A 25,407-nucleotide genomic window follows, 5' to 3' on the forward strand; every position below is an offset into this window, starting at 1 on the left:
AATGGCTTTCAAGTCGGTGTAGCTCTCGAACATCCCCGAATCGGTTCCCTCTCCCGTGGGAGAGGGCTAGGGTGAGGGGCTTTCCGTTCGGGACAACAAAGTCTCAAGCCTGGCCAACGGCGGCGCATCCTGATTGCGGTCGAATACCTGGATACCAATCTTGAGTAGACGTCCGTTCTCGGCTGCGCTGATCAGCTGTTCACAGCGCAGCAATAGCCGCCCCTGATCACAATCCAGCGCTTTCATACCCATCGGCAACTTGCCTTCCAACCGCAACTCCGCCATCCGACTCTGCGCCGCAATCAGCGCCACCGACCGATCCCTTAAAACCCCACTACTCTGCGTCATCAACCCCGCCACCCGCACAGCCGCCGACATCGCCACGGCAATAATCGCCAGCGCCACCAGCACCTCAATCAATGTGAAACCCGCTTCCCGCGAACGCGCACGCATAAACCGCCCAAAACCAAAACCCAGCCCTCGACGCTAACCCGCGTCCTTGACGGCTTGACGACGAAAACACCCGAGGATTTTCAACATCACTGACATATCTTCTTGCAACACTGCGCGTCGAATCGAATCAAGCCAGGGTATGTCGAGATGGATATCGCACCTTTCAAATCGCTTCAGCAACCGATGCGCACGCCGCGTGGGCAGCAGGGTTTTACCCTGATCGAGATCATGGTGGTCGTGGTGATTCTGGGGATTCTCGCGGCGATGGTGGTGCCCAAGGTGCTCGACCGGCCGGATCAGGCGCGGGCGACGGCGGCGAAGCAGGATATTGGTGGGTTGATGCAGGCGTTGAAGTTGTATCGCCTCGATCACGGTACTTACCCGAGCATGAATCAGGGGCTGAAGGTGTTGGTGGAGCGGCCGGCGGATGCGAAGAACAGCAATTGGCGCTCGTACCTGGAGCGTTTGCCGAATGATCCGTGGGGGCGTCCTTATCAATACCTCAACCCCGGCGCCAATGGCGAGATCGACATCTTTTCCCTCGGTGCCGACGGTCAGCCTGACGGCGACGGCGTGAATGCCGATATCGGTTCCTGGCAGTTGTAAGGCCGGCCATGAACAGCCGCTCGCCTGAGGGGGCGAAGCAACAGGGCATGGCGATTATCAGCGCGTTGTTGATTGCGGCCGTGGTGGCGGTGATTGCGGCGGGCATGTTGACGCGCCAGAGCGTGTCGACCCGTGCGCTCGAGGCGGATCAGCAGCGTGTGCAGGGGCGTTGGCTGGTGCTGGGCGGGTTGGAGATCAGCCGTCAGTTGCTCTGGGATGCACGTCAGCGCGACCCGTTGACCCGGCTCGATCAGCCGTGGGCGCAGCGTCTCTCGGCGCAAGGTTTTGAGGGGCGACTGGAGGATGAGCAGGGCAAGTTCAACCTGCGCAATCTGGTCGCCAACGAGCGGGTCGATGAGGCGCAGGTCGCGGCGTTTCAGCGTTTGTGCGAGTTGATCGGGGTCAGTGCCGGGTTGAGTCAGCGCATCAGTCAGCGGGTGATTGCTTCGTACCCGAGGCTGCTGAATGCGCAGATGGCCGAGGCGCCGAAAAGTGGTTTCGACAGTGGTCGCGCCACCTCGCCAAACGCCTCACACAAACCGCAGAAGCCAACGCTGCCGATGCTGCGCAGCATCGATGATCTGCGCAGTGTCGACGGCGTCAATGAGGCGGTGATCGGCAAACTGGCGCCGTACCTGACGGTGATCCCCGCGACCACTTGGCTCAACGGCAACACCGCCACCGCGCCGGTTTTGGCTGCGTATGTGCCGGGGCTGTCGTTGGAGCGCGCGAACGCGCTGATTGCCGAGCGCGATGCCGGGCGCTGGTTTATCAACCGTGGCGATTTCGTTAACCGTTTGCGCATGCCGCAACTGGAGCTGACCAGCGTCAAGGTCGGCATCACCAGTGACTGGTTTCGCCTGCGTGGCGAGGCGCGGCGCGATCAGCGGCGGGTCAGTCTTGAGGCGTTGTTGCATCGCAGCGAGGACCGCTTGCCGCAGGTGATCTGGTCGCGGGTGGGCGTATGAGCCAGTTGAAGGTTTCGTTGCCGCCGTTGGCGGAGCTGGACCTGCACAGTCAATTGCACTGCGCCTGGCTGGATCGTCAGGGTCAGGTCACGCGGGAAGATCGCCTCAGTCTAAGCCAGTTGAGCCAGCAGTCGAAACTGCCGCCGCTGGTGTGTTTTCTGCACCCGGCTGACAGTCTGTTGGCGAGTCTCGATTTACCGCCGTTGCCCGCCAACAAGATTGTCGCGGCGGTGCAGTGTGCGGCGCAGGCCTTGATGCTGGGTGACAGCAGTGAGATGCACATTGCACACAGTTCGCGGGATGAAGCCGGGCAGGTGCAGATCGCCTGGGCGCCTCGGCAGCACTTGTTGCGCTTTGGCCAGTTGCTAAAAAGTGTTGGGCTGAACCTGCGCGGACTCTATCCGGCGCCGTACAGTTTGCCGGTGCTGCCAGGTACCGTCGCGTGCGTGCAGGACGGGCATTTGTTGTTGCGCGATAGCGTGCAAGTGGCGCGGGTGCAGCCGTTGTTCGATGACGGCCTCGACAGTGTCGTGTGGGAGCCGGGCATCACTTTACATTGGATCGGTGAGCAACCGCCGCCGGGCGCTGAACTGCCGATGAGCGATGCGCAGCGTTGGACTGGGCCGCTACCGGGATGGGGGCTGCATGGTGCAGTCCAACAGCAACAAACCGAGCATCGCGGCTGGGGCAGGGCTATCGCCCTCTCAGCGTTGGCCGTGGCCGTTTGGGTGATCGGTTTGAACCTGTATGCCGCCCGTGAGGCCGGGCAGGGCCAGCAACTGAAAACCCAGATGAATCTGCGGGTAAAGCAGGCGTTCCCTGAGTTGCCGGTGATCCTCAACCCGTTGCAACAGGCGCGTCAGCAATTGGCGGCGCGGCAGAAGGGCGCGGCGGATGATCCGGCGCAGACGTTCAATCGGCTGGTGTTGCAGGCGGGCAGCGGCATGCCGTCGATGGCCGGCAGTGTCGAGCGGTTGGCGTTTGTCGACGGCACGTTGCAACTAAGTCTGCTGAGTGAAGCCCGCCGTGGTGGCAATGATCAGGAGTGGCAAAGCACCTTGGCCCAGGCCGGTATCAGCGTGACGGCAGATGACGAGGGCTGGACCTTGCGTCCGGCCACTGAAGCCACCCCAAGCGACAGCGATGACAGCGGCGGAGCAGAAGAAGATGAATAAGGCCTCGCTCGCGCTGTATCGCGCCAAGTGGCAACGCTTCAACGCTCAGGTGCAGGCGCGTTGGCAGCCGTTGGCTTTGCGCGAAAAACGCATGGTCGCCGGCATGGCCATAGCGCTGATCGGCTTGCTGCTGTGGGTTGCGCTGATCCAGCCGCCGCTGAAGAAAATCGCTTATTGGCAAACCGAGACGCCAAAGCTGCGCGCGCAGACCGAAGCGCTGGAAGTGCTGCTGCGCGAAGTCAGCGTGCGTCCGGACGGGCAGAGCGTGGCGCAGTCGCTGGAGCAGACCCTTCAGGCCAGCGGCCTGGCGGGGCATTACCAATTACAGGAAGCACAAGGCGCCTGGCAATTGACCTTCGACGCGGCGCCGGCCGACGCGGTGCTCGACTGGCTGTTGAGCAACCCGGCACAACTTTCTCTGCAAGTGGTCGAGGCCCGTTTGCAACGCGCAGACAACCCCTCGACCGAAGTCACTGCCGGCACTTTGTCAGGCACCGTTCGCATGGATCAGGCGCTGGGCGCTAAGGAAGCTTCATGAAGGGGTCAGGATCCAAACCGGCACGTCTGGCGTTGCCGATGCTGCTGATGGCGTTGAGCGCGTGCAGCAACACCACCGCACCACAGAATCAGCCGCCGCTGCTGGTCGACAGTGAACTCGGGCGGCCGCTGGCCAATACCCAGCGCAGCGGCGACGCGGTGCTCGACCGCGAGCGCGCACAGGCCCAGGCGCGACCTGTGCCGAAGCAATTGCACAACATCACTAAGAGTGCGCGCAGTGGCGCGGCGGCTTCGGGTATTGCGTTGCCGAGCAATCCGTTGGGTGATCAACCGGTGACACTGAATTTTGTCGACGCCGATATTCAAGCAGTGGTGCGGGCGTTGTCGCGTTCGACCGGGCAGCAGTTTCTCGTCGACCCTCGGGTCAAGGGCACGCTGACGCTGGTCTCGGAAGGTCAGGTGCCGGCGCGGCAGGCGTACGACATGTTGTTGGCGGCGTTGCGCATGCAGGGTTTCAGTGTGGTCGATGTCGGTGGTGTCGCGCAGGTGGTGCCGGAGGCAGATGCGAAGTTGCTCGGCGGGCCGATCTACAGCGCCGACAAACCGGCGGGTAACGGCATGCTCACGCGCACGTTTCGTCTGCAATACGAGAACGCGGTGAACCTGATTCCGGTGCTGCGGCCGATCGTTTCGCCGAACAACCCGATCAACGCCTATCCGGGCAATAACACCATCGTCATCACCGATTACGCCGAGAACCTGACCCGTGTTGCGCAGTTGATTGCGAGCATTGATTCGCCGAGTGCGATTGACACGGATGTGGTGCAGATTCAGAACGGCATCGCTGCCGACATTGCGCCGATGGTCGCGGATTTGCTCGATGCGCCGGGTAATGATCCGACGCAGAAAATCGCGGTGATCGGTGATCCGCGTTCCAACACCATCATCATTCGCGCCGGCAGCCCGGAGCGCACCGAGCTGGCGCGTAATCTGATTTACAAACTGGATAACGCGCAGAGTAATCCGAGCAATCTGCATGTGGTTTATCTGCGTAATGCGCAAGCGGCGAAACTGGCGCAGGCGTTGCGTGGTTTGCTCACGGGTGAGAGTGATAGCGGCAGCAGTGACAGTGCGCGTTCGGTACTTAGTGCGATGGGCGCAAGTACCGGCGGCAGCGCTGGGCAGAATGGCCAGAGCGGTACGCAAAGCAGCGGCACTACATCGACCAGCAATAGCAGCGGCAGTACCGGTGGCAGTTACGCACAAAGCAGTGGCGGCACCAATAGCAGCGGTAATCAGGCGAGCGAACAGAACGTCGCTTTCAGTGCCGGCGGCGTGACCATTCAGGCCGACGCCACCACCAACACCTTGCTGATTTCCGCGCCGGAGCCGTTGTATCGCAACCTGCGCGAAGTCATCGATCTGCTTGACCAGCGTCGTGCGCAAGTGGTGATCGAAAGTTTGATCGTCGAAGTCGGCGAGGACGATGCCAGTGAGTTCGGCGTGCAATGGCAGACCGGCAACCTCGGCGGCAAAGGCGTGATCGGCGGCGCGAATCTGGGTGGTTCGGGGCTCAACACCAACGGCAAGACCAGCATCGATGTGTTGCCGCAAGGTTTGAACCTGGGCTACGTCAACGGCACCGTCGACATCCCCGGCATCGGCAAGATTCTTGACCTGAAAGTGCTGGCCCGGGCGTTGAAGAGCAAGGGCGGCACCAATGTGCTGTCGACGCCGAACCTGCTGACCCTGGACAACGAGGCGGCGAGTATTTTTGTGGGTCAGACCATTCCGTTTGTCAGTGGCAGTTATGTCACGGGCGGTGGCGGCACCAGCAATAACCCGTTCCAGACCGTGACCCGGGAAGAGGTCGGTTTGAAACTCAACGTGCGCCCGCAGATTTCCGAGGGCGGCACGGTCAAGCTCGATATCTATCAGGAAGTCAGCAGCATTGATGAGCGGGCTTCGAACAGTGCGGCGTCAGCGGGGATTGTTACCAACAAGCGTGCGATCGACACCAGTATTTTGCTCGATGACGGGCAGATCATGGTGCTCGGCGGGTTGCTGCAGGACGGTTACAGCCAGAGCAACGACGCGGTGCCGTGGCTGGGCAGCCTGCCGGGGATTGGTGCGTTGTTTCGCAACGAGCGCCGGGCGATCACCAAGACCAACCTGATGGTGTTCCTGCGCCCGTACATCATTCGTGACAGCGAAGCGGGGCGCAGCATCACGCTCAACCGCTACGACTTCATGCGCCGCGCTCAGGGTGGTTTGCAGCCGGAACGCAGCTGGGCGATGCCGGACATGCAGGCGCCGCAGTTGCCCACGGCGGCGCAGGGTGTGCCGGCGGTGTTACCGAGCTCTGGCCCACGCGCAACCATCAAAGCGGTGCCCATCCAATGACTCCGCCATCGCCCCTTGATCTGGAAAGCGGACCTGTAGGAGCTGCCGAAGGCTGCGATCTGTTGATCTTGCTCTTCGACGGACCCCAACGGCCAAAGATCAAAAGATCGCAGCCTTCGGCAGCTCCTACAGGGATTGGGGAGGGCTTGAAATGAGTGCGTTGCCCTACGCCTGGGCCAAGGCACAGCGGATTTTGTTGTGCGATGGCGTGTTGACCGTTTGCCCGTCAACGCCCGGCTGGTCGATCAGTGAGGCACGGCGGCAGTTTGGCGCGACCACGATTCAGCGGGTGCGCGATGATGAGCTGGATGGGTTGCTAGCCGCGGCTTACGCCGACACCGGTAGTGCGGCGGCGGTGGTTGGCGCGGCGGAAAACGAAGTTGATCTGGATCGCCTGATGCAGGACATGCCGGAAATCACCGACTTGCTCGACACTCAGGACGGCGCGCCGGTGATCCGCATGATCAACGCGTTGCTGACCCAAGCGGCGCGCGATGAAGCCAGTGACATCCACATCGAACCGTTCGAAACCCATTCGGTGGTGCGCTATCGCGTCGACGGCACCCTGCGCGACGTGGTCTCGCCGCGCAAGGCTCTGCACGGTGCGCTGGTGTCGCGGATCAAGATCATGGCGCAACTCGACATCGCCGAAAAACGCCTGCCGCAGGACGGTCGTATCGCGTTGCGCGTGGCTGGACGGCCGATCGATATCCGCGTTTCCACGGTGCCGACCGGCCACGGTGAACGCGTGGTGATGCGTCTGCTCGACAAACAGGCCGGGCGTTTGCATCTGGAAACCCTCGGCATGGACGCGCAGGTGTTGGCCAAACTCGATCATTTGATCCGTCAGCCCCACGGTATCGTTTTGGTCACCGGGCCGACCGGCAGCGGCAAAACCACCAGCCTGTACGCCGCACTGGCGCGGCTCGATGCAAGCACCAGCAACATTCTCACCGTCGAAGACCCGGTGGAATACGACCTGCCGGGCATCAGCCAGATTCAGGTCAACGCCAAGATCGACATGACCTTCGCCCTCGCACTGCGAGCGATTCTGCGCCAGGACCCGGACATCATCATGATCGGCGAAATCCGCGATCTCGAAACCGCACAAATCGCCGTGCAGGCCTCGCTCACCGGTCACTTGGTGCTGGCAACCTTGCACACCAACGACGCGGTGTCGGCGGTAAACCGCTTGATCGACATGGGCGTCGAGCCGTTCCTGCTGGCCTCCTCGATGCTCGGCGTGCTCGCGCAGCGTTTGGTGCGGCGCCTGTGCAATCAATGCAAACAGGAAGATCCTGCGACACCGGGGACGTGGCGTCCCGTCGGTTGCCCAGCGTGTAATCAAACCGGCTACAGCGGCCGCACCGGCATCCACGAATTGTTCTGCATCGACGACGACATCCGCACCCTGATCCACCAAGGGGCAGGGGAGCAGGCCTTGCGCGCATCCGCCGCCAAGGCCGGGATGTTCAGCCTGCGTGAGGACGGTGAACGCTGGATCCGCAGCGCCGCCACCGCCCCTGAAGAAATCCTCCGTGTTACACGGGACGCCTGATGAATCGCTATCGTTTTGAAGCCGCCGACGCCACCGGCAAGATCGAATCCGGGCATCTTGAGGCCGATAGCCAGGCTGCCGCGTTCACAACATTACGCGGGCGCGGATTGACTGCACTGTCGGTGCACAAGGAAAGCAACGTCGCCCAGCACGGCGGCGGTGGATTGTTCAGCGCCAAACTCTCGGACAACGATCTAGCCTGGGCTACGCGGCAATTGGCGAGTCTGTTGGGCGCGAGTCTGCCATTGGAAGCCGCGCTGAGTGCCACGGTCGAACAGGCTGAAAAAAAGCACATCGCCCACACCCTCAGCGCTGTGCGTGCCGATGTGCGCAGCGGCATGCGTCTGGCCGAATCGCTGGCCGCACGACCGCGAGACTTTCCCGAGATTTACCGCGCGTTGATTGCGGCGGGCGAGGAATCGGGGGATCTGGCGCAGGTCATGGAGCGGCTGGCCGACTACATCGAAGAACGCAACAACCTGCGCGGCAAGATTCTCACCGCGTTTATCTATCCGGGCGTGGTTGGATTGGTCTCGATCGGTATCGTGATTTTCCTGCTCAGTTACGTGGTGCCGCAGGTGGTCAGCGCGTTTTCCCAGGCGCGGCAGGATTTGCCGGGGCTGACCTTGGCGATGCTCAATGCGAGTGATTTCATCCGCGCATGGGGCTGGTTGTGCGCGGCGATCATCGCAGGCGCGTTTTGGAGCTGGCGCCTGTATCTACGCAATCCAGCGGCACGTTTGAGTTGGCATCATCGGGTGCTGAAATTGCCGCTGTTCGGGCGCTTCATCCTCGGTCTGAACACCGCGCGTTTTGCCTCGACGCTGGCGATTCTCGGAGGCGCCGGGGTGCCGCTTTTGCGTGCGCTGGAGGCGGCGCGGCAGACACTGTCCAACGATCGCTTGAGTTTGAGCGTCACTGAGGCCACGGCCAAGGTGCGTGAGGGCGTCAACCTGGCGGCAGCGCTGCGGGTGGAGAATGTGTTTCCGCCGGTGCTGATTCATTTGATCGCCAGCGGCGAGAAAACCGGTTCGTTGCCACCGATGCTTGAGCGTGCGGCGCAGACGTTGTCGCGTGATATCGAACGGAGGGCGATGGGCATGACCGCTCTGCTGGAGCCGCTGATGATTGTGGTGATGGGCGGGGTGGTGCTGGTGATTGTGATGGCTGTGCTACTGCCGATCATTGAGATCAACCAACTGGTCCAGTAGCCGGTTTTGATGGTGTCTGATCGGGCCTCATCGCGAGCAGGCTCACTCCTACAGTTTGGAATGCGTTCCCCTGTAGGAGTGAGCCTGCTCGCGATGAGGTCGGCTCAGGCAAAAAATCTGCAAAACTTTACACCTCCTCTGACCATCACCCGACCCTCGATTCCCCCATCCTCGGGTTCTCCTTTCTGTCATCTGCAACCACCCGCCAACGCCTCCAGCCCGATTCAGCCAAACCCCCGATCCAGACGCTGCGCTGCACCCGACAAACACCCGAGAAAATCCCTTCAGAAACACCGCACAGCTCCCGAGGTTTTTTCCTTTATCTGTCACCGGAACCTGCGAATTTCTCAGTGCGACTTAACCAAGGCCAACGCTAGCGAGGGCCCCGGTGAGTCCTCCCAGTGTCATGCAAGTCACCCGAAAACCTGTGTTCACAACCTAGTTGAAAAGGAGATTCTTCATGTTCAAGCGCACTCTGATCGCAGCTTCCCTGACCGTCGCCGCTCTGGCTTCCGCTCAAGCCATGGCCGTTACCGGTGGTGGTGCAACTCTGCCTGCCGCTCTGTACAAAGGTTCTGCCGACAGCATCCTGCCAGCCAACTTCACCTACGCGGCTGTGGGTAGCGGCGCTGGCAAAACGGCTTTCCTGACCAACGTTGCCACTGGCTTCGGCGCCACCGGCACTGTGCACTTTGCCGGTAGCGACTCGGTACTCAGCGCTTCGGACATCAGCACCTACAACAGCGCGTTCGGTGCTTCGTACGGCCCGCTGATCCAACTGCCTTCGGTGGCCACGTCGGTTGCCATCCCTTACAAAAAATCCGGTCAGACCGCTCTGAACCTGACCAGCGCGCAACTGTGCGACGCCTTCTCGGGCACCGTGACCACTTGGGGCGGCCTGCTGGGCACTGCTGACACCACGCCGATCCGCATCGTTTATCGCAACGTTTCCAGCGGCACTTCGGAAATCCTCACCCGTCACCTGAACGCTGTGTGCCCAACCAAGTTCACCACCAACTCGACGTTCGTCAACGCCCGTCCAGCCGGTTCGACCCTGCCGTCGAACTGGGTCGGCGTCGCTGGCACTGCTGACGTTGCCCCTACCGTTGCCGCTGTTGACGGTTCGCTCGGTTATGTCGGTCCGGATGGCGTAGACGCTACCAGCAACGCCCTGGTTTCGCGCATCAACAACGTCCAGCCAACCTCGGCCAACGTTGCCCTGGCACTGGCTTCGGTGACTCCACCGGCGACCGCTGCTTTGGCTGCTGACCCGACTCGCTGGTCGCCAGTGGTGGCTAACCCGGCCATCGGTTACAAACTGGCTGCCTACACCAACCTCATCGTCGGTCAGTGCTACAAGGATGCAGCCGTGGCCAACGACGTGAAGGCCTTCCTTACCACTCACTACAACACCACCAACAACGACCTGGCGATCAAAAACCACGGTTTCGTCACCGTGCCATCGGCCTGGAAAACCAAGGTGTATGAAACCTTCGTTTCCAACGCCACCGGTTACAACCTGAACATCAACAACACCAGCGTCTGCAACACCATCGGTCGTCCTCAGTAAGGCCTGCGATTCACACCGCAACACGAATGGCAGCCCTTCGGGGTTGCCATTTTTTTTGCCTCCCGTTCGCGGGGCATTCGATAAGGAGATTGAACATGTACAAACACATTGCAAAGGTTGCGTTGCTGTCGGCGGCGGCGTTGATGTCGGGCCACGCGTTGGCGGTGACCGGTGGCGGGGCGACGTTGCCAGCCGCGCTGTACAAGGGCTCGGCCAACAGCATTTTGCCGGTCAGTTTCAGCTACGCCGGTGTTGGCAGCGGGGCAGGCAAAGTGGCGTTTTTAAGCAACAATGCTACGCCGTTCGGCACTACAGGCACCGTGCATTTCACCGCCAGCGACTCGATCCTGACGGCAAGCGAAATCAGCCAATACAACAGCGCTTTTTACGCCAGTTATGGTCCGCTGATTCAACTGCCCTCCATCAGCACCGCCATTGTCGTGTCCTATAAGAAAAGCGGTATCAGCAATCTCAACCTGACGAGCAGTCAGTTGTGCAGTGCGCTGGCGGGTGAGACCACAACGTGGGGCCATCTAATGGGCACTGCCGACACCACGCCGATTCGCGTGGTCTACCGGAACAACGCCAGCGGCACCTCGGAAATCCTCACTCGCCACCTCAATTCCGTTTGCCCGACAAAGTTCTCGACCAGTTCGTTGTTCACTACGGCGCGTCTGCCGTCAGGTTGGACACTGCCGAGCAACTGGGTCGGCGTGTCGAGCGACAGTGATGTCCTGCCTACGATCAATCAGGTCGACGGCTCGATCGGTTACTCCGGCCCTGACGGCATCCTGGTGAGCGATAACACTGTCGTTGCCCGTCTTAACGGTGTGCTGCCAACCCCGCCCAACGTCTTGCTGGCACTGTCATCGGTAGTACCACCGTCGACTGCGGTTCAGGCGGAAAATCCGGCCAATTGGTCGCCCGTGGTGGCGAACCCTGCCCTTGGCTACAAAATTGCTGCCTACAGCAACTTGATCATTGGTCAGTGCTACAGGGATGCCAACGTGGCCAACGAGATTCGCAACTTTCTCACCACTCACTACAGCCAGCCTGGCAACAATGCTGCGGTACAGGCGCACAAATTCGTTGCGATACCGCTGAGCTGGAAAAACGCCGTCACCGCCAACTTCATCACCAACACCACCGGCAACAACCTCGATATCAACAACCCGGCCGTGTGCAACGGCATCGGTCGTCCTCTTTAAAAGTGACTGCCGCCAAACCGATGGCAGCCCCATACAGGGCTGCCATTTTTTTTGAAGGCGCAGAACGGCCCGGCGCGAATACTCCCCCAACATGAAGTTTGTGTGACATCCGTTCGGTCGCGACCGCCGCCAACTGCCTATGACGTAACAGCAGGTTTTTGCACGCCTGCGGCATGTGTGGCAACCAACGTGTGGCAACCCAAAAGGATCTCGTAGTGATGCTCGCTCGCCCATCCCGTCGTACCAACGTCCAGTCGTTCAAACGTGAAGCCGTGGAGCCGGCGCTGTGGTTGCTCAAACCGCTGGCGCACGCGGTGGCGTTGTGTCTGGTGGCGGGCAACGCGCACGCGGCGACGGCGTTCAGCTCCAACTGGTTTGCCGCCAAGGGTGCCGCGCAGCAAACCGCTGCCGCACGGCCGAGCACTGGCGGTTTGCCGGGGATGACGCCGCCACTGGCGCAGCAGCAGAAAGCCAATCAGCAATTGCAGCGCTCGATCCAGACCCTGAACAACACCGTCGCCGCGATTGCCGCGCAGCAGGCGGCGCAGGCGGCCGGACGTGCCGCTGCGCTGGGCTCGGTGCAGTTTGTCCCGGACGGTCTGGGCGAGGGCGGTCTGAAGGTCGATAACAGCCTCACCCAAGGTTGGCAGAACGCCAAAGGTCCGCAGCAAACCCAGGCCGACGGCAAGACTACGGTGAAGATCGAGCAGACCGCCGACAAGGCCATCCTCAACTGGGAGACCTTCAACGTCGGGCGCAACACCACTGTCGAGTTTGCCCAGCAGGCGAACTGGGCAGTGCTCAACCGGGTCAACGATCCGAATGCGCGGGCGAGCCAGATCCAGGGGCAGATCAAGGGTGACGGCACGGTGATGCTGATCAACCGAAACGGCATCGTGTTCAGCGGCAGCAGTCAGGTCAATGTGCGCAACCTGGTGGCGGCAGCGGCGAATATCACCGATATCCAGTTCCGCGACCGTGGCCTGTATTTCGACAGCAACGGTACTCAGCCGACGTTCACCGATGCCGCTGGCAAGGTGTTGGTGGAACGTGGTGCTTCTATCGAAACGCACAAGCCGGCGTCGTCTACAGCTGCCGGTGGTTATGCCTTGCTGCTCGGCAGCGAAGTACAGAACGACGGCAGCATCAGCACCGCCAAGGGCCAGACCGTACTCGGCGCTGGGGACCGCTTCTACATTCGCAAGGGCGCGGGCACCGAGGGCAATGCGCTGTCGACCACGTTCGGCAATGAAGTCACGCCGGGCTTCAAGGCCGGTAACGTTAGCGGCAAAGTCAGCAACAACGGCCTGATCCAGTCGTCTACCGGCGACATCACGTTGACCGGCCATGAAGTCGTGCAGAACGGCGTGTTGCTCGCCAGTACGTCGGTGGCGTCTCGCGGCACCATTCACTTGTCCAACCCCGCGAGCGACAGCGGCGGCAGTGTCACCCTGGCGCAAGGTAGCGCCACGGCGATCATGCTCGACAGCAGCGACCTGACGGCGCTCGACAGTCAGCATCAGGCCGCCCTCAGCGCGGTCAACGCGAACAACCGCATTCGTGGCGATCAGTCGCGCATCGAGATCCAGAGTGGCGGCAGTGTCGAGTTCCAGAACGGCTCGATCACCCTCGCCACCGGCGGGCAAGTGGCGGTGACGGCACAGCGCCGCAGCGTGGTGCGCGACGGGGCGATGATCGATGTTTCCGGTGCCCTCGGCGTCAAAGTGGCGATGGAAAACAACAACATCAAGATCAACGTGCAAGGCAACGAGCAGCGCGACGCTTCGGTCAACCGCGACAAAGGCGCACTCAACAGCAATGACATCTGGGTCGATGTGCGCGAGCTGGTCTATGTGCCGGCCGGCACCAACGGCTATGCCACGGATCGCTGGTATACGGCGGGCGGCTTGCTTGAGGTCGGCGGTTATCTCGGCACTCAGGCGCACAGCGTCGGTGAATGGATGGCGCAGGGCGGCACGGTGAGTTTTGCCGGCAACGACGTGGTCACCGAGAAAGGCTCGCTGATCAATCTGTCCGGCGGCACCCTCGATGTGCAGGGTGGCGAGATCCGCCAGAGCTGGCTGCGCGGAGCCGACGGCAAATTGTATGAAGTGTCGCGTGCGCCGGGCGATCTGCTTTACACCGGGCTGTACCAAGGTTTCGAGGACAGCAGCGAACGCTGGGGCCAGAGCAGCTATTTCTACAACCCGCTGATTGCCCCGCGTTCGCGTTTCGAGGCGGGCTATACCGTGGGCCGTGACGCTGGGCAACTGGTGATTGCCACGGCCAACGCCGCGCTCGGCGGGCAGTTGCTCGGCGAGGTGTATCAGGGCGAGCGGCAGAACCAGACGCCGAAACCGGTGCTTGATGGTTATGAGCAGAGTCAGACCGCGCTGGCGCGCCGCGCGCAATTGATCGTCGGCAGTTATGACCCGGCGTATGTGGCCGCAGCGGGCGGCGTTTTGTATGCGCTCAATCCGTTGCTGGATCAGGTGCAGATCGGTGGTGACCGTCCGCTCGCCGGCAGCGATCTGGACCTCGCCGGTGCTGTCTCGGAGGCGCGCAAAGGCAAGTTGTTTCTCGATAACGATCAGCTCAACGGCTTGCGTCTTGGCGCGCTCAAAGTGGCGGCCAGGGATCAGGTCGTAGTGGGTGGCGCGCTCAGCGTCGATAGCGGTGGCGACATCACCCTCTATGCGCCCGATGTGCAGATTGGCGCGGATCTGACTGCACGCAGCGGCAGCTTGCGGTTGGGCAACGTGCTCAATCAGTTCAACGGCAGCGAAAGCAGTGACACCCGACTCACGGCGAAGACCGGCAAGTCGACGCAAGTGTCCGTGGCCCAAGGCGTTCACCTTGATACCCGTGGCGTGTGGAGCAACCTGCGTACCCAGCCGGACGATGGCGCGAGCCTGGCCTCGCTGAATGGCGGGCTGGTGTCGATCCGCAGCAGCGGCGATATCAATATGGGCGCCGGCAGCCTGCTCGATGTTTCGTCCGGTGGCGCCATCCTTGCCAACGGCAAGACCCGTGGCGGCAAGGGCGGTGATCTGACCCTGGAATCCAGCGCGATTTCCGCACCGGGCCAATCGCACCTGCGCCTCGATGGCGAGCTGCGTGGCTACGGTGTCACGGGCGGCGGCACCTTGACCGTGCAGGCCAACCAGATCTTGATCGGCCAGACCGACAAGTCGTTGAGCGAGACCACGCTGCAATTGTCCGCCGACCTGTTCAACAAAGGCTTCTCTGCTTACAACCTGATCGGCTTGAGCGGTCTGCGAGTGGCCGACGACACGGTCGTGGACGTGAGCATGCCGGTGTATCGTTTTGGCGATGCCGCGCCGAATCAGGCCAGCGGTGCCGACCCGCAATCAGCGCTGGAGCTATGGACGCCGGGACTGTTCCAGGAAAACCCGACCCAGGGCGTGCTGACGCAACGCGCCGGTGCCAGCCTGACGCTGCAAGGCGGGGCCAGCCTGCTCACCCTGATCGATGCGGCCAACAGCGATTTGACCCTCGGTCGTGGTTCGCGCATCAGCGTCGATCCGGGGCAAAGCATCAAACTGCGCGGCGCCGGGCAGATCACCGTTGACGGCGAACTCAACGCCTGGGGCGGCACGATTGATATTCGCCAGCAACAGTTCGGCTCGATCAAACCGGCCACCTCCAATCAACTGGCCGAACCGACTGCGCACAACCGCTCGATCTGGATCGGTGAACAGGCGCGGCTGGATGTGGCAGGGCGTGTGAACACCGCCGTGGATGCTTTGGGCCGCACTTACGGGCAGGTCGGCAAGGGTGGCAGCATCATCCTCGGCGGTGAGATCGACGCAAAACTGGCCACGGCCACTGCCGCCGATGCTTACGTGATTGTGCGCCAGGGTGCGCAGCTCGATGCTTCGGGCGCCGAGGCGCTGTTGGACATCGCCGGGCAGGGGCCGACGCGTGTGGCAACCGACGGCGGACGCATCGCCATCGGCTCTTACAACGGTCTGTTTATCGATGGCGATCTGCGTGCGGTGGCGGGCGGTGTCGGGGCGGCCGGTGGTCGTCTGGAAGTGGCGCTGGAGACGCCGTTGTACGTCGACTCAGCGGACAACCAGGTGCGCGGGCCAAGAGAGTTGATCATCGACCAGACGTCGACCGGGCAGGCACTGGCCGCCGACCTGCGCCCGGGCGAGGCCGCCGACGGTTTGCGCTACGGTCAGGCCCGTGTGCATGCCGACAGCCTGATGACCGGCGGCTTCGACAATCTGAGTCTGTTGAGTAACGGCCTGCTGTCGTTCGACGGTGACGTTAGCTTGCACACGCAGCAAAGCCTCAGCCTGTACGCCGGGGCATTGTCCCTGGCGGAGTCAGCCAAAGACGCGTCACGGGTCGATCTGAGCGCGCCGTATCTGCGCTTGTCCGGTGTCGGCAGCTATTACAGCGTGGTCGGCAGCGTGCGCCCACGCCTGACCAACAGCCCGACCGACAAACTGGCGTGCGCCCGCTTCACGGCGACGGCGAACCTGCTGGATCTGGGCAATGGTCTGTCGTTCGGGGCACAGGGTTCGATCCTGCAACTGAAGGCCCCGGCCGCCGAATACAGCCGCCGTGGGTTTGCCGAGGTCAGCCTCGACAGCAGCGGTGATCTGCGCTTTCTGGCGCCGACCGATGGCGCTGATAAAAGTCGCTTGTGGACCCCGGGTGATTTGAACCTGCGTGCGGCGCAGATTTATCCCGCCAGTGACGTGCAGGCAGAAGTGCGTGTGGGCTATCAGGGCGCGCAGTCGGTTGCCGAACATACCCTGCGCATCAGCGGCCACGGCCCGGCGCCGGCTGCGGCGCCTTATTCGGCGTTCGGCAAGCTGACGTTCTCGGCGGCGTCTATCGAACAGGGCGGCGTGTTGCGTGCACCGCTGGGCAAGATTGTCCTCGGCGACGACTTGTTGACCACCACCCGTGAGGTTCGCCTGCTGCCGGGCAGCGTGACGTCGGTCAGCGGTGCCGGGCTGGTCATGCCGTATGGCGGCACCACGGACGGCATCGACTACCGCTATGGCGGCAAGTCGGTGGTGTTGAACGGCATCACCGGGGAAGCGACCGGCGTGTCGATGAGCACCCAATTCATCGATGTGCAGAGCGGCGCAGTCATCGATTTGTCGGGCGGCGGCGACCTGCGTGGCGCCGGTTTCATTTCCGGGCGCGGCGGTTCCACCGATGCCCGTTTCAATCCGCTGGTACGCAACGCCATCGACGGCAGCTTCAGCTTGCCGGGGCTGGCCAGCAACCCGGTGTACGCAATCGTGCCGGGCAACCAGAGCACTTACGCGCCGGTACTGGCCGAGGCGGGCGCGGTCGATCCACGGATCGGCCAGCAGATCACCCTCGGCGCCGGAGTTCCAGGCCTGGCGGCGGGAACCTATACGTTGTTGCCGTCGACGTTTGCCTTGCTGCCCGGCGCGTTCCGGGTCGAAGTCAACGGCCAGGCGACGTCGGGCGCGTCCAGCGGTGTACTGCCAATGCGCAACGGGTCGTGGACCGGCAGCGGGCAGATGTCGATTGCCAATACCGGCGTGCGCGACAGCCTCGCCCGCCAGATCATCCTGACCCCGGCGGATGTGCTGCGCCGTTACTCGCAGTACAACGAAACCAGTCTCAGCCAATTCATCCAGAGCGATGCCGTGCGGCGCGGGATTCCCCGGGCGCTGGCGCCGCAGGACGGCAAGACCCTCGATCTGCGACTGGTCGCCGGTGGCGAGCAGGACATCGCATTGCAGTTCAATGGGCAGGCTCGATTCAACGCGGCTGCAGGCGGCCTGGTCGGCACGGCCGTGGTGCGCAGTGGCAATGCCAGCAGCAGCTTTGAAATCCTCGGTGCCGGGCATGCGCCAAGCAAGGATTTCAACGGCATTTCGCTGTATGCCGACACCCTGAATAACCTCAACGCCGGGCGTTTGACCATCGGTGCGATGCCGACCGTCAGCTACACCACGGCAGGCAATATCATCGGCTTCATCGGTGACACCTCCAGCATCGTCCTGCGGGAAGGGGCGTTGTTGGCGGCGCCGGAAGTGTTGTTGCGCAGCAACTCGATCAATGGCGGCATCACCATTGAAGCGGGCGCCGGGGTCAATGCCTTGGGGCGTGGCAACGTCGCTTATGACTCGACGGCCGGCTACCTCTATCAACCTGGCGCGTCCAGCATGGTGGTGGTGTCCAACGGCTGGACCAACGTGCTCGCGCCGGAGGCGGGCGGTGGCTTTATTGGCGCTGGCAGCATTCGCATCGGCACCTGTGCCACGGTGGTCTGCAACAGTCCGGCACTGCTGTATTCGAATGGCAGCATCACCGCCGCCACGGATAACCAGTTCGAACTCGGTGAAGCCGTGCGCTTTGGCACGCGTCATCTGGCCCTGGCGGTGGGGGCGGTCAACGCCGGCAGTGCCGAGGCGCTGGCCGCTGCCGGCAACCGGGTGCCGGCCGGCCTGACCCTGAACCAGAACGTCCTGGATCGTTTGCTGCGCGGTGATAACCAGTTCGGCGCACCGGCTCTGGAGACGCTGAGCCTGACCACGCGCGACGCTGTCAATCTGTACGGCAGCGTGACCCTCGACACCTTCGATGCACAGACCGGCCAGAGCAAATTGCAAAACCTTGTGCTCGTTACCCCGGCGATTTACGGCGCGGGCAGTGCCGACGATGTCGCGACGATCCGCACCGCCAACCTGATCTGGAACGGGGCCACGCAGGACCCCGGCAGCGTAATCAGCGACGGCGCCGGTACCGGCAGCGGCACGCTGAATATTCAGGCGCAACGCATCGAGTTGGGTTACGGCCCGATGCCTCAAGCCAACGGCCTCGATCAGAACAATCGTCTGGCGCTGGGTTTTGCCAACGTCAACCTGAGTGCCAGCGAACGCATCAGCGCCAATCACAAGGGCAGTCTGGCGGTATATCAACAGCAGGGCGCTTACGACCCGGTGAAGGGCTACGCCTACAGTGGCGGCAATCTCAATCTGCGCACGCCGTTGCTCACCGGTGAAGCGGCGTCGGTCAATCTGCTCAAGGCTGGCAATCGCCTGACGCTTGACGGTGCCGGTGCTTCGGGCGTGGCCGATGCCTTGGGTGCAACCCTGAATCTGCAAGCCCGTGACATTGTGCTCGACAGCCGCATTGCCTTGGCCAGCGGCAAGCTCACGGTCACCGCCGAGCATGATTTAATCCTGGCCGGCGGCGCGCAACTGGACATGGCCGGGCGCACCTTGCCGTTCAACGACGTGAGCAAGTACAGCTGGGGCGGCGACGTGTCGTTGTTGAGCACCAACGGCAATATTCGTCAGCTCGGCGGGTCGCGCATCGATCTGTCGGCGAAAAACAATCAGGCCGGTAACCTCAGCGCCGTGGCCTTGGCGGCGGATGCCGGCATCGTCGATCTGCAGGGCGAGATTCTCGGCGCCAGCAGCGGCTATTACGACGCCGGCGGTACGCTGGTGCCGTACAAGGCCGGCCGCGTGGATATTCGCGCTCAGCAGTTGGGCGGTGATGCCAGCGCGCAGTTCGCGGCACTCAATCAACGCCTGAACGCCGGGCAGGTATTCGGCAGTCGCAGCCTGCAACTCAAGCAAGGCGATTTGCTCATCGGCGACGGTCTCAAGGCCGGTGAAGTCAACGTCTCGGTGGACAACGGCAGCCTCACCGTCAATGGCTTGATCGACGCCAGTGGCGAACGGGTCGGCAGTATTCGTCTGGCGGCGCAGAACGGCCTGACCCTGGCCGGCAATAGTGTGCTCGACGCCCATGGCCGGGTGTTGCGCGTCGACAGTTACGGCAAGATCATCGACGCGCCGAACCGGGCCATGGTCGAGTTGAATTCCGGTGCCGGGTTGTTGACCCTGGCGTCCGGTACGCGCATCGACCTGCGCCATGGTACTGATGCGGTGCCGGGTTTCCTCGCCGGTCAGCACGACCAGATGTTGCGCGGCACCCTCGAACTCAATGCGCCGCGACTGGGCGCTGGCGACATCGCCATCGATGCCAGTGGCAGCGTGAACATTCAGGGCGCGCGCTCCATTGGCCTCAATGGTGTGCGCCGCTATGACGATGCGCGTGATGGTGTCGATCCGGCGGTCAGTGGCCGGCCGTATCAGGTGATCGACCAGGCGCTGCTGAGCCGCATCGACGGCGACAACACCAGCTTCATCGACGCCGCGCTGAACAACGCCGATCTGTTGCAACGCAAACTGGCGGGCTTGAACAATGCGACCTACGCCGATGCCTTCCACCTGCGCCCCGGGGTCGAGATCGCCAGCAAGACGGCTGACGGCGACCTGGTGGTGGAGGGCGACATCGACCTGTCGCGCTACCGCTATGCCAGCCTCAATCCGCATACGCGCAAGGTCGCCGGCGTCTATGGCTCCGGTGAGTCTGCCAGCCTGGTGATCCGTGCCGGTGGCAACCTCGACATTTACGGCAGCATCAACGACGGCTTCGCGCCGCCACCAGAGACTGTCGATGACGCCGGCTGGAAACTGCTGCCGGGTGTGCAGCCGTTCGGTGGTGATCTGGTTGTACCGGGGGCCGGGGTGACGCTGGCGCCGGGCACGCAATTCCCGTCGGGTGTGACCCTCAATTACGATCTGCCGATTCAGGCGACGACGCTGGTCGGCGGCACGCTGTTGCCGGTGCAGGTGGAACTGGCCGCACCTTATACCTTCAGTGCCGGCACGGTGCTGGCGGGGGCGGTGCATGACGCCTCGGGCAATCTGTTGTATGCCGCCGGGACGCTGTTGGGCAACGACGTGACGGTGCCGGCCAGCAGTCGTTTGGGTGCCGGGATTCGCTTGAACCGCAACACCGAGTTGCAAGCCATGAACTGGCCCAAAGGCGTGCCGTTGCCGGGTGCTTTCGATGTCGACACTGGCAGTAGCAAGAACCTGATGTTGAGCAGTTCGTTGGCGCTGTTGCGCGGTTCGTTGATTCCGTCGATGACCAATGTGGTGCTCGCCGACGGCGTCGCATTTATCGAGTTGCGTGCTTTGAATGGCGCAAGCCAGGGTGCCAACTGGGCAATTGCGCCGATGTTGCCGTCGGGCAGTGCGTCGTGGTCGATCCGCGCGGTGGCGGGGGCTGATCTTTCCGCCGCCGATAGTCGTGCTGTGAAACCGCTCACCACTGAAGGCAATTTGCGCCTTGCGGACACTCATTACGGGGCGAAGATCACCGAAGGCAATCCACGCGCAGTGTGGTCGGAAACCAACCAGTATGGTTTCCCTGCCTTCGAACCGGTGCCCGAGGAATACCTGATTCTCTGCGAAACCGATCCCGGTGCCTGTGCCCCGATGGCACGCTGGACCTGGGCACCCGGCAACCAGTTCGGCTTCCAGGATTACGCACCGATTCCCGAGGAATACCTGACGCTGTGCGACAGTTACCCCGAGGTGTGCGTGCAGAGCAATCCGGCGAAAAGCGCCAGCATCCACAGCCAGATGTTCAGCGTCTTGCGCACCGGCACCGGTGATCTGGATCTGCTCGCGGCCGGCAATCTGAGCATGGCTTCACCGTTCGGCGTGTACACCGCCGGCACCCAGTCAGCCGATATCGATCCGCGCTTCAACCAGCAACGCGCACACCTGTCTGACAACGGTTCGGTACTGGGCAGTGGCGGTACCGATGTTGAAAAATGGGTCGACGGTGGCACCGACAGTCTCTACCAGGCCTGGTATCCACAACTGGGCGGTAACCTGACGATCAATGCCGGCGGCTCTGTCTCTGGCGACACCCTCGGGCGCAAGGCCGCGAATACCGGCGGCTATCGTGAGCAGGTGCCAAGCGTCGCGGTGGGCAACTGGTTGTGGCGTCAGGGCACCGGCAGCGATGATGTGCCGACCGCCTGGTGGATCAACTTCGGCAGTTACGCCACTCAGCCGCTGCCGGATGCCGACATGGATACGGCACCGTACCTGGTGGGTTTCACCGGTTTCGGCACCCTGGGGGGCGGTAACATCAGCCTGCGCGCCGGTGAAGACGCCGGCATGCTGAAACCGCTGGGGGATGCGCGGACCAACCCACGCAGTCAGGGATTGATCGTGGCGGTGGGCAGCACCGGTCGCATTGGCAGCGACGGCAGCCTGCAAATGACCGGTGGCGGCGATATGGACATTCGTATCGGTGGCACGCTCAATCCATCCCTGCAAGCTCGCGCCGGTAATCGGGGGATTACGCCGCCCAAGCACGATCTGCAAGGCGCGCTGATCAACCTGCGCGGCGCGGCACAGGTGAGTGGCAGTGCGGTGGGAGGGATCAATCTGCAATATGGCGCCAACAGCGTGCAGCACGATGTGCGCGAAACCCGCGCGCTTGACCCGTTTACCGCGACCACCAGCAATGCCTCCGGCGGGATTGTGCTGATCCCCGGTGACTCCGGCATGCGCATCAGCACCCGTGGCGATCTGGTCCTGGGCGGGGCGGTGGATCCGGGGCGGGTGCGTTTGCAGAACGCCACGCCGTTGTTTGATGACGAGGGGACAATCACCAAGGGCGGCATTCTCAGCGGCTTCTCGCTGTGGACCGCGCACACGGCGATCGACCTGTTCTCGGCCGGTGGCAACCTCACCCCGAGTACTCAATTGGCCGAGACGGACACCAACGGCCCGATCAAAGGGCAGAACACCTCGCCGACCGACAGCCGTTTCGTCTATCCAGCGATTCTGCGCGCGGTGGCTGCGCAGGGTTCGATCTATGCCGGTTCGTCGGCGGCTTACAGCGTTGGCAACACCGCCCCCGCAACCGCGTACTCTCTGCTGTTGGCGCCGTCGACGGCGGGGCAGCTGGAACTGCTGGCCGGTGATTCGATTTATGCCGGCGGCTATGCGATCAATCAGTCCGGAGCCAGTCCGCTGGCGCTTGCCACGCCGTTCGCCCCAGCGTTCAACGGCTATGCCAGCAACTCGGCGGAAATTCCGTTCATCTCCAACAGCGGCGCCGATGGTGTCGCTGCTGAACCGAACTTGCGATATCCGTTGTTCGCCTTCGGCAGCAATTCCTACTCGGGCCTCAGTGATGTTCAGGGACCGGCGCGAATCTACGCCTTGAGCGGTGACCTGGTCGGTGTGCGCAGTGGCGAGTCACTGCGCGCAAGCGATTCGCTGCTGACCTGGAACGAAGCCGCCGGGCCGGTGTGGATGATGGCCGGTCGCGACATCGTCGCCTCCGGTACCAATCTGGGCCAATCGACGATTTCGCCGAGGGATGGCGTCGGCACCAGCAAGGATACGATCTACTCGACCGGCAATCTGTTTGTGCACAACGACCCGAGGGATGTATCGAGGGTGTCGGCCGGGCGCGACATCCTCTACAGCAGCTTCGACGTCGCCGGCCCCGGCACTCTTGAGGTCAATGCCGGGCGTAACATCCTCATGGAAGACCGCGCCAGCATTACCAGCCTCGGGCCGTTGCTGGCGGGTGATCAGCGGCCGGGTGCCAGCGTGGTCTTGCAGGCCGGTGTGGGCGCGCAGGGACCGGATTATTCACGGTTCATCGCGCGTTACCTGAACCCGCAAAACGTCGCCAGTGCGGACGCCTCCCTCAGCGCGCAACCGGGCAAAGTGGTCAAGACCTACCTCGACGAATTGCACAGCTGGCTGACCTTGGGCTACGGCTTCAGTGGCAACGCAGAACAGGCGCAAGCCTTCTACGCCGCACTGCCGAATGCCGAGCAGGCGATTTTCGCGCGGCAGGTTTATTTCGCCGAACTGCGTGCTGGTGGCCTGGAATACAACGATGTCGATGGTCCGCGCAAAGGCAGCTATCTGCGCGGTCGCAACGCCATTGCCGCGTTGTTCCCAAGCACCGATGTGGCCGGTAACCCGATCCGCTACGACGGCGACATCACGCTGTACGGCGGGGCAGGGGTCAAGACCCTGTTCGGCGGCGACATCCAGATGCTCACCCCGGGCGGCGCTCAGGTGTTCGGCATTGAAGGCGCAGCACCACCGTCCACCGCGGGGATCATCACCCAGGGCTCGGGCAACATTCAGCTCTACTCGCAGGGCAGCATTCTGCTCGGCCAGAGCCGGATCATGACCACCTTCGGCGGCTCGATCCTCGGCTGGTCGGCCGAGGGCGATATCAACGCCGGTCGCGGCTCGAAAACCACCGTGGTCTACACCCCGCCGAAACGGGTTTACGACACTTGGGGCAACGTCACGCTGTCGCCGTCGGTGCCGAGCACCGGTGCCGGTATCGCCACCCTCAACCCGATCGCCGAAGTGGCACCGGGCGACATCGACCTGATCGCGCCGCTGGGCACCATCGATGCCGGCGAGGCGGGGATTCGCGTGTCGGGCAACGTCAACATCGCCGCGCTGACCGTGGTCAACGCCGCCAACATCTCGGTGCAGGGCAAGGCGACGGGTGTGCCGGTGGTGTCGGCGGTGAATACCGGCGCGATCACTTCAGCCAGTTCGGCGGCATCCTCGGCCACGCAGGCGGCAGAGGATGTGGTCCGTCAGCAGCAGGCGGCAGCGCGGCAGAATCAGGCGTCGGTGTTTACCGTGCAGGTGTTGAGCTTTGGCAACGAGCAACTCGCGCCGTCCCGCGATGGCGCCAGCCGTGCGCCGGCACCGGGTTACAACCCGAACAGTCCGGTGCAGGTGTTGGGGGCAGGGGCGCTGGATGAACAGGCGAAGCAGCAGTTGACCGAGGAGGAACGTGGGCAACTGACGTTGTAAAAGACTCTCGTGCAGTACGTTTGGGCGACCGCTGGGTCGCCCTTTTTTTCCTTGCACAAAGACACTTGAACTCACTGAGAGCCTTGTGAGAGCGAGCCAGGTCGCGAGGGGCCAGAAGTGACGCCGGATCAATCAGCAAGTGTTCCCCATGGCTGCCTCAATCCGAGAAGTGCAGATGATCCATCACCCGATTCACCGCCAGCTCGCCGAGCATGATCAATTGCGCAATTCCCAGCAAAGTCCTGCGCTGCGACGCTGGTATGAGGTGGGCGAAGTCATGGGCGATGGTTCGGGCCGAGGCGAGTGTTTCGCTGGCATCGGCCAGCAGCTCTTCGTTTTTGAAGTCTGCGGTGACGGCGTACATCCGGCGGGTTTTACGTGGCGGTGGCGTGGAGCCGGGTGGGCAGAGGTAGTGATCGAGGGCGCGGTCGGCGGCGTCGTGGAGTTTTTTTGAATCGAGGGATTCGTAGGGGGAGGTGGGGTCGGTTTCGGGTGGGTTGGGTGTTGGTTTGATCATGGTGAAGCTCCTACAAGGTGGAGCCGCTAAAACCCGTCGCTAAACAGGTAAGGTGGCGGCTGGACGCAGGTTAGCGAACCGGGTGTAGGCGCCCGGCAGACCCGAAGGTCTCCCGCGCACAGCCGCCATAACGCAAATTGTAGATAAGCATCCACAGTCGAGTTTGGAGCGCTGGTGCGCCTACAAAGATTCAGGTCGCTAAACCCGATCGCTGATTCTTCAGCGACCGGCCCACAATAGAACCCCACCCCAAAGCGCACAAGCCGGCGGATTCTGGCTTGGCTGTAGGCAATTGCGCAAGAATTTGTAGCCTGAAAGGCGTGTCTGAAGGTGTCTTTTAAACGCCGGAGTTTAAAAGGCGATTTGCACTGACTTAACTGGCCCCTTCGCGAGCAAGCTCGCTCCCACATTTGCAATGCGTTTCCCTGTGGGAGCGAGCTTGCTCGCGAAAGGGCCATCCCGGTCAGCAGGAAGATCTCGATCAAGCCCCGCTGTTTAAATCACTGGTTAAATAAACCCGTCCCCTC

General features: G+C 62.5%; 12 protein-coding genes. 10 read left to right on the forward strand and 2 right to left on the reverse strand.

The genetic code is table 11. The features are described 5' to 3' along the window. Positions 1-66: 66 nt before the first annotated feature. Positions 67-453 (reverse strand): type II secretion system minor pseudopilin GspI, encoded by a 387-nt coding sequence (gene gspI, locus U6037_RS12285; RefSeq protein WP_322846934.1) that lies wholly within the window; start codon positions 451-453, stop codon positions 67-69. A 147-nt stretch (positions 454-600) separates the two neighbouring features. On the opposite strand from gspI, the gene gspG reads away from it, so the two are divergent. The 10 genes from gspG (at position 601) to U6037_RS12335 (ending at position 24,363) form a co-directional block, all read left to right on the forward strand. After that, the gene (gspG, locus tag U6037_RS12290; protein WP_038368790.1) at positions 601-1,059 is read left to right on the forward strand and encodes a type II secretion system major pseudopilin GspG; all 459 of its coding nucleotides are present in this window, start codon (positions 601-603) and stop codon (positions 1,057-1,059) included. A gap of 8 nt (positions 1,060-1,067) precedes the next feature. Further along, positions 1,068-2,027 (forward strand): type II secretion system minor pseudopilin GspK, encoded by a 960-nt coding sequence (gene gspK, locus U6037_RS12295; RefSeq protein WP_322846935.1) that lies wholly within the window; start codon positions 1,068-1,070, stop codon positions 2,025-2,027. Beyond that, positions 2,024-3,202 carry a type II secretion system protein GspL gene (gspL, locus tag U6037_RS12300; protein WP_322846936.1) on the forward strand — a complete coding sequence of 393 codons (1,179 nt, stop codon included), beginning with the start codon at positions 2,024-2,026 and terminating at the stop codon, positions 3,200-3,202. Before gspK ends, gspL begins: the two co-directional genes overlap by 4 nt. After that, complete coding sequence (gene gspM / locus U6037_RS12305; protein ID WP_322846937.1) at positions 3,195-3,740, forward strand: type II secretion system protein GspM; 546 nt, start codon at positions 3,195-3,197, stop codon at positions 3,738-3,740. Before gspL ends, gspM begins: the two co-directional genes overlap by 8 nt. After that, the gene (gene gspD / locus U6037_RS12310) at positions 3,737-6,103 is read left to right on the forward strand and encodes a type II secretion system secretin GspD (RefSeq protein ID WP_322846938.1); all 2,367 of its coding nucleotides are present in this window, start codon (positions 3,737-3,739) and stop codon (positions 6,101-6,103) included. Before gspM ends, gspD begins: the two co-directional genes overlap by 4 nt. 151 nt (positions 6,104-6,254) lie before the next feature. Next, positions 6,255-7,661 (forward strand): type II secretion system ATPase GspE, encoded by a 1,407-nt coding sequence (gene gspE / locus U6037_RS12315; RefSeq protein WP_322846939.1) that lies wholly within the window; start codon positions 6,255-6,257, stop codon positions 7,659-7,661. Then, the gene (gene gspF / locus U6037_RS12320) at positions 7,661-8,872 is read left to right on the forward strand and encodes a type II secretion system inner membrane protein GspF (protein WP_212622268.1); all 1,212 of its coding nucleotides are present in this window, start codon (positions 7,661-7,663) and stop codon (positions 8,870-8,872) included. The genes gspE and gspF overlap by 1 nt, the downstream gene beginning before the upstream one ends. Positions 8,873-9,332: 460 nt before the next feature. After that, entirely contained in the window at positions 9,333-10,442 is a 1,110-nt protein-coding gene (locus U6037_RS12325; RefSeq protein WP_322846940.1) for a substrate-binding domain-containing protein, read from the forward strand. 95 nt (positions 10,443-10,537) lie between these two features. Continuing rightward, positions 10,538-11,650, forward strand: a complete 1,113-nt coding sequence (locus U6037_RS12330) for a substrate-binding domain-containing protein (RefSeq protein ID WP_322846941.1) — start codon at positions 10,538-10,540, stop codon at positions 11,648-11,650. Positions 11,651-11,868: 218 nt separating this feature from the next. Continuing rightward, positions 11,869-24,363 (forward strand): filamentous haemagglutinin family protein, encoded by a 12,495-nt coding sequence (locus U6037_RS12335; RefSeq protein ID WP_322846942.1) that lies wholly within the window; start codon positions 11,869-11,871, stop codon positions 24,361-24,363. 157 nt (positions 24,364-24,520) lie between these two features. Here the strand turns inward: U6037_RS12335 and U6037_RS12340 are convergent, their stop codons facing one another. After that, positions 24,521-24,880 carry a DUF6124 family protein gene (locus U6037_RS12340; RefSeq protein ID WP_322846943.1) on the reverse strand — a complete coding sequence of 120 codons (360 nt, stop codon included), beginning with the start codon at positions 24,878-24,880 and terminating at the stop codon, positions 24,521-24,523. Positions 24,881-25,407 lie beyond the last annotated feature (527 nt).

Origin of the sequence: Pseudomonas sp. B33.4, from assembly GCF_034555375.1 — a bacterium.
In the GTDB taxonomy this organism is placed as follows: domain Bacteria; phylum Pseudomonadota; class Gammaproteobacteria; order Pseudomonadales; family Pseudomonadaceae; genus Aquipseudomonas.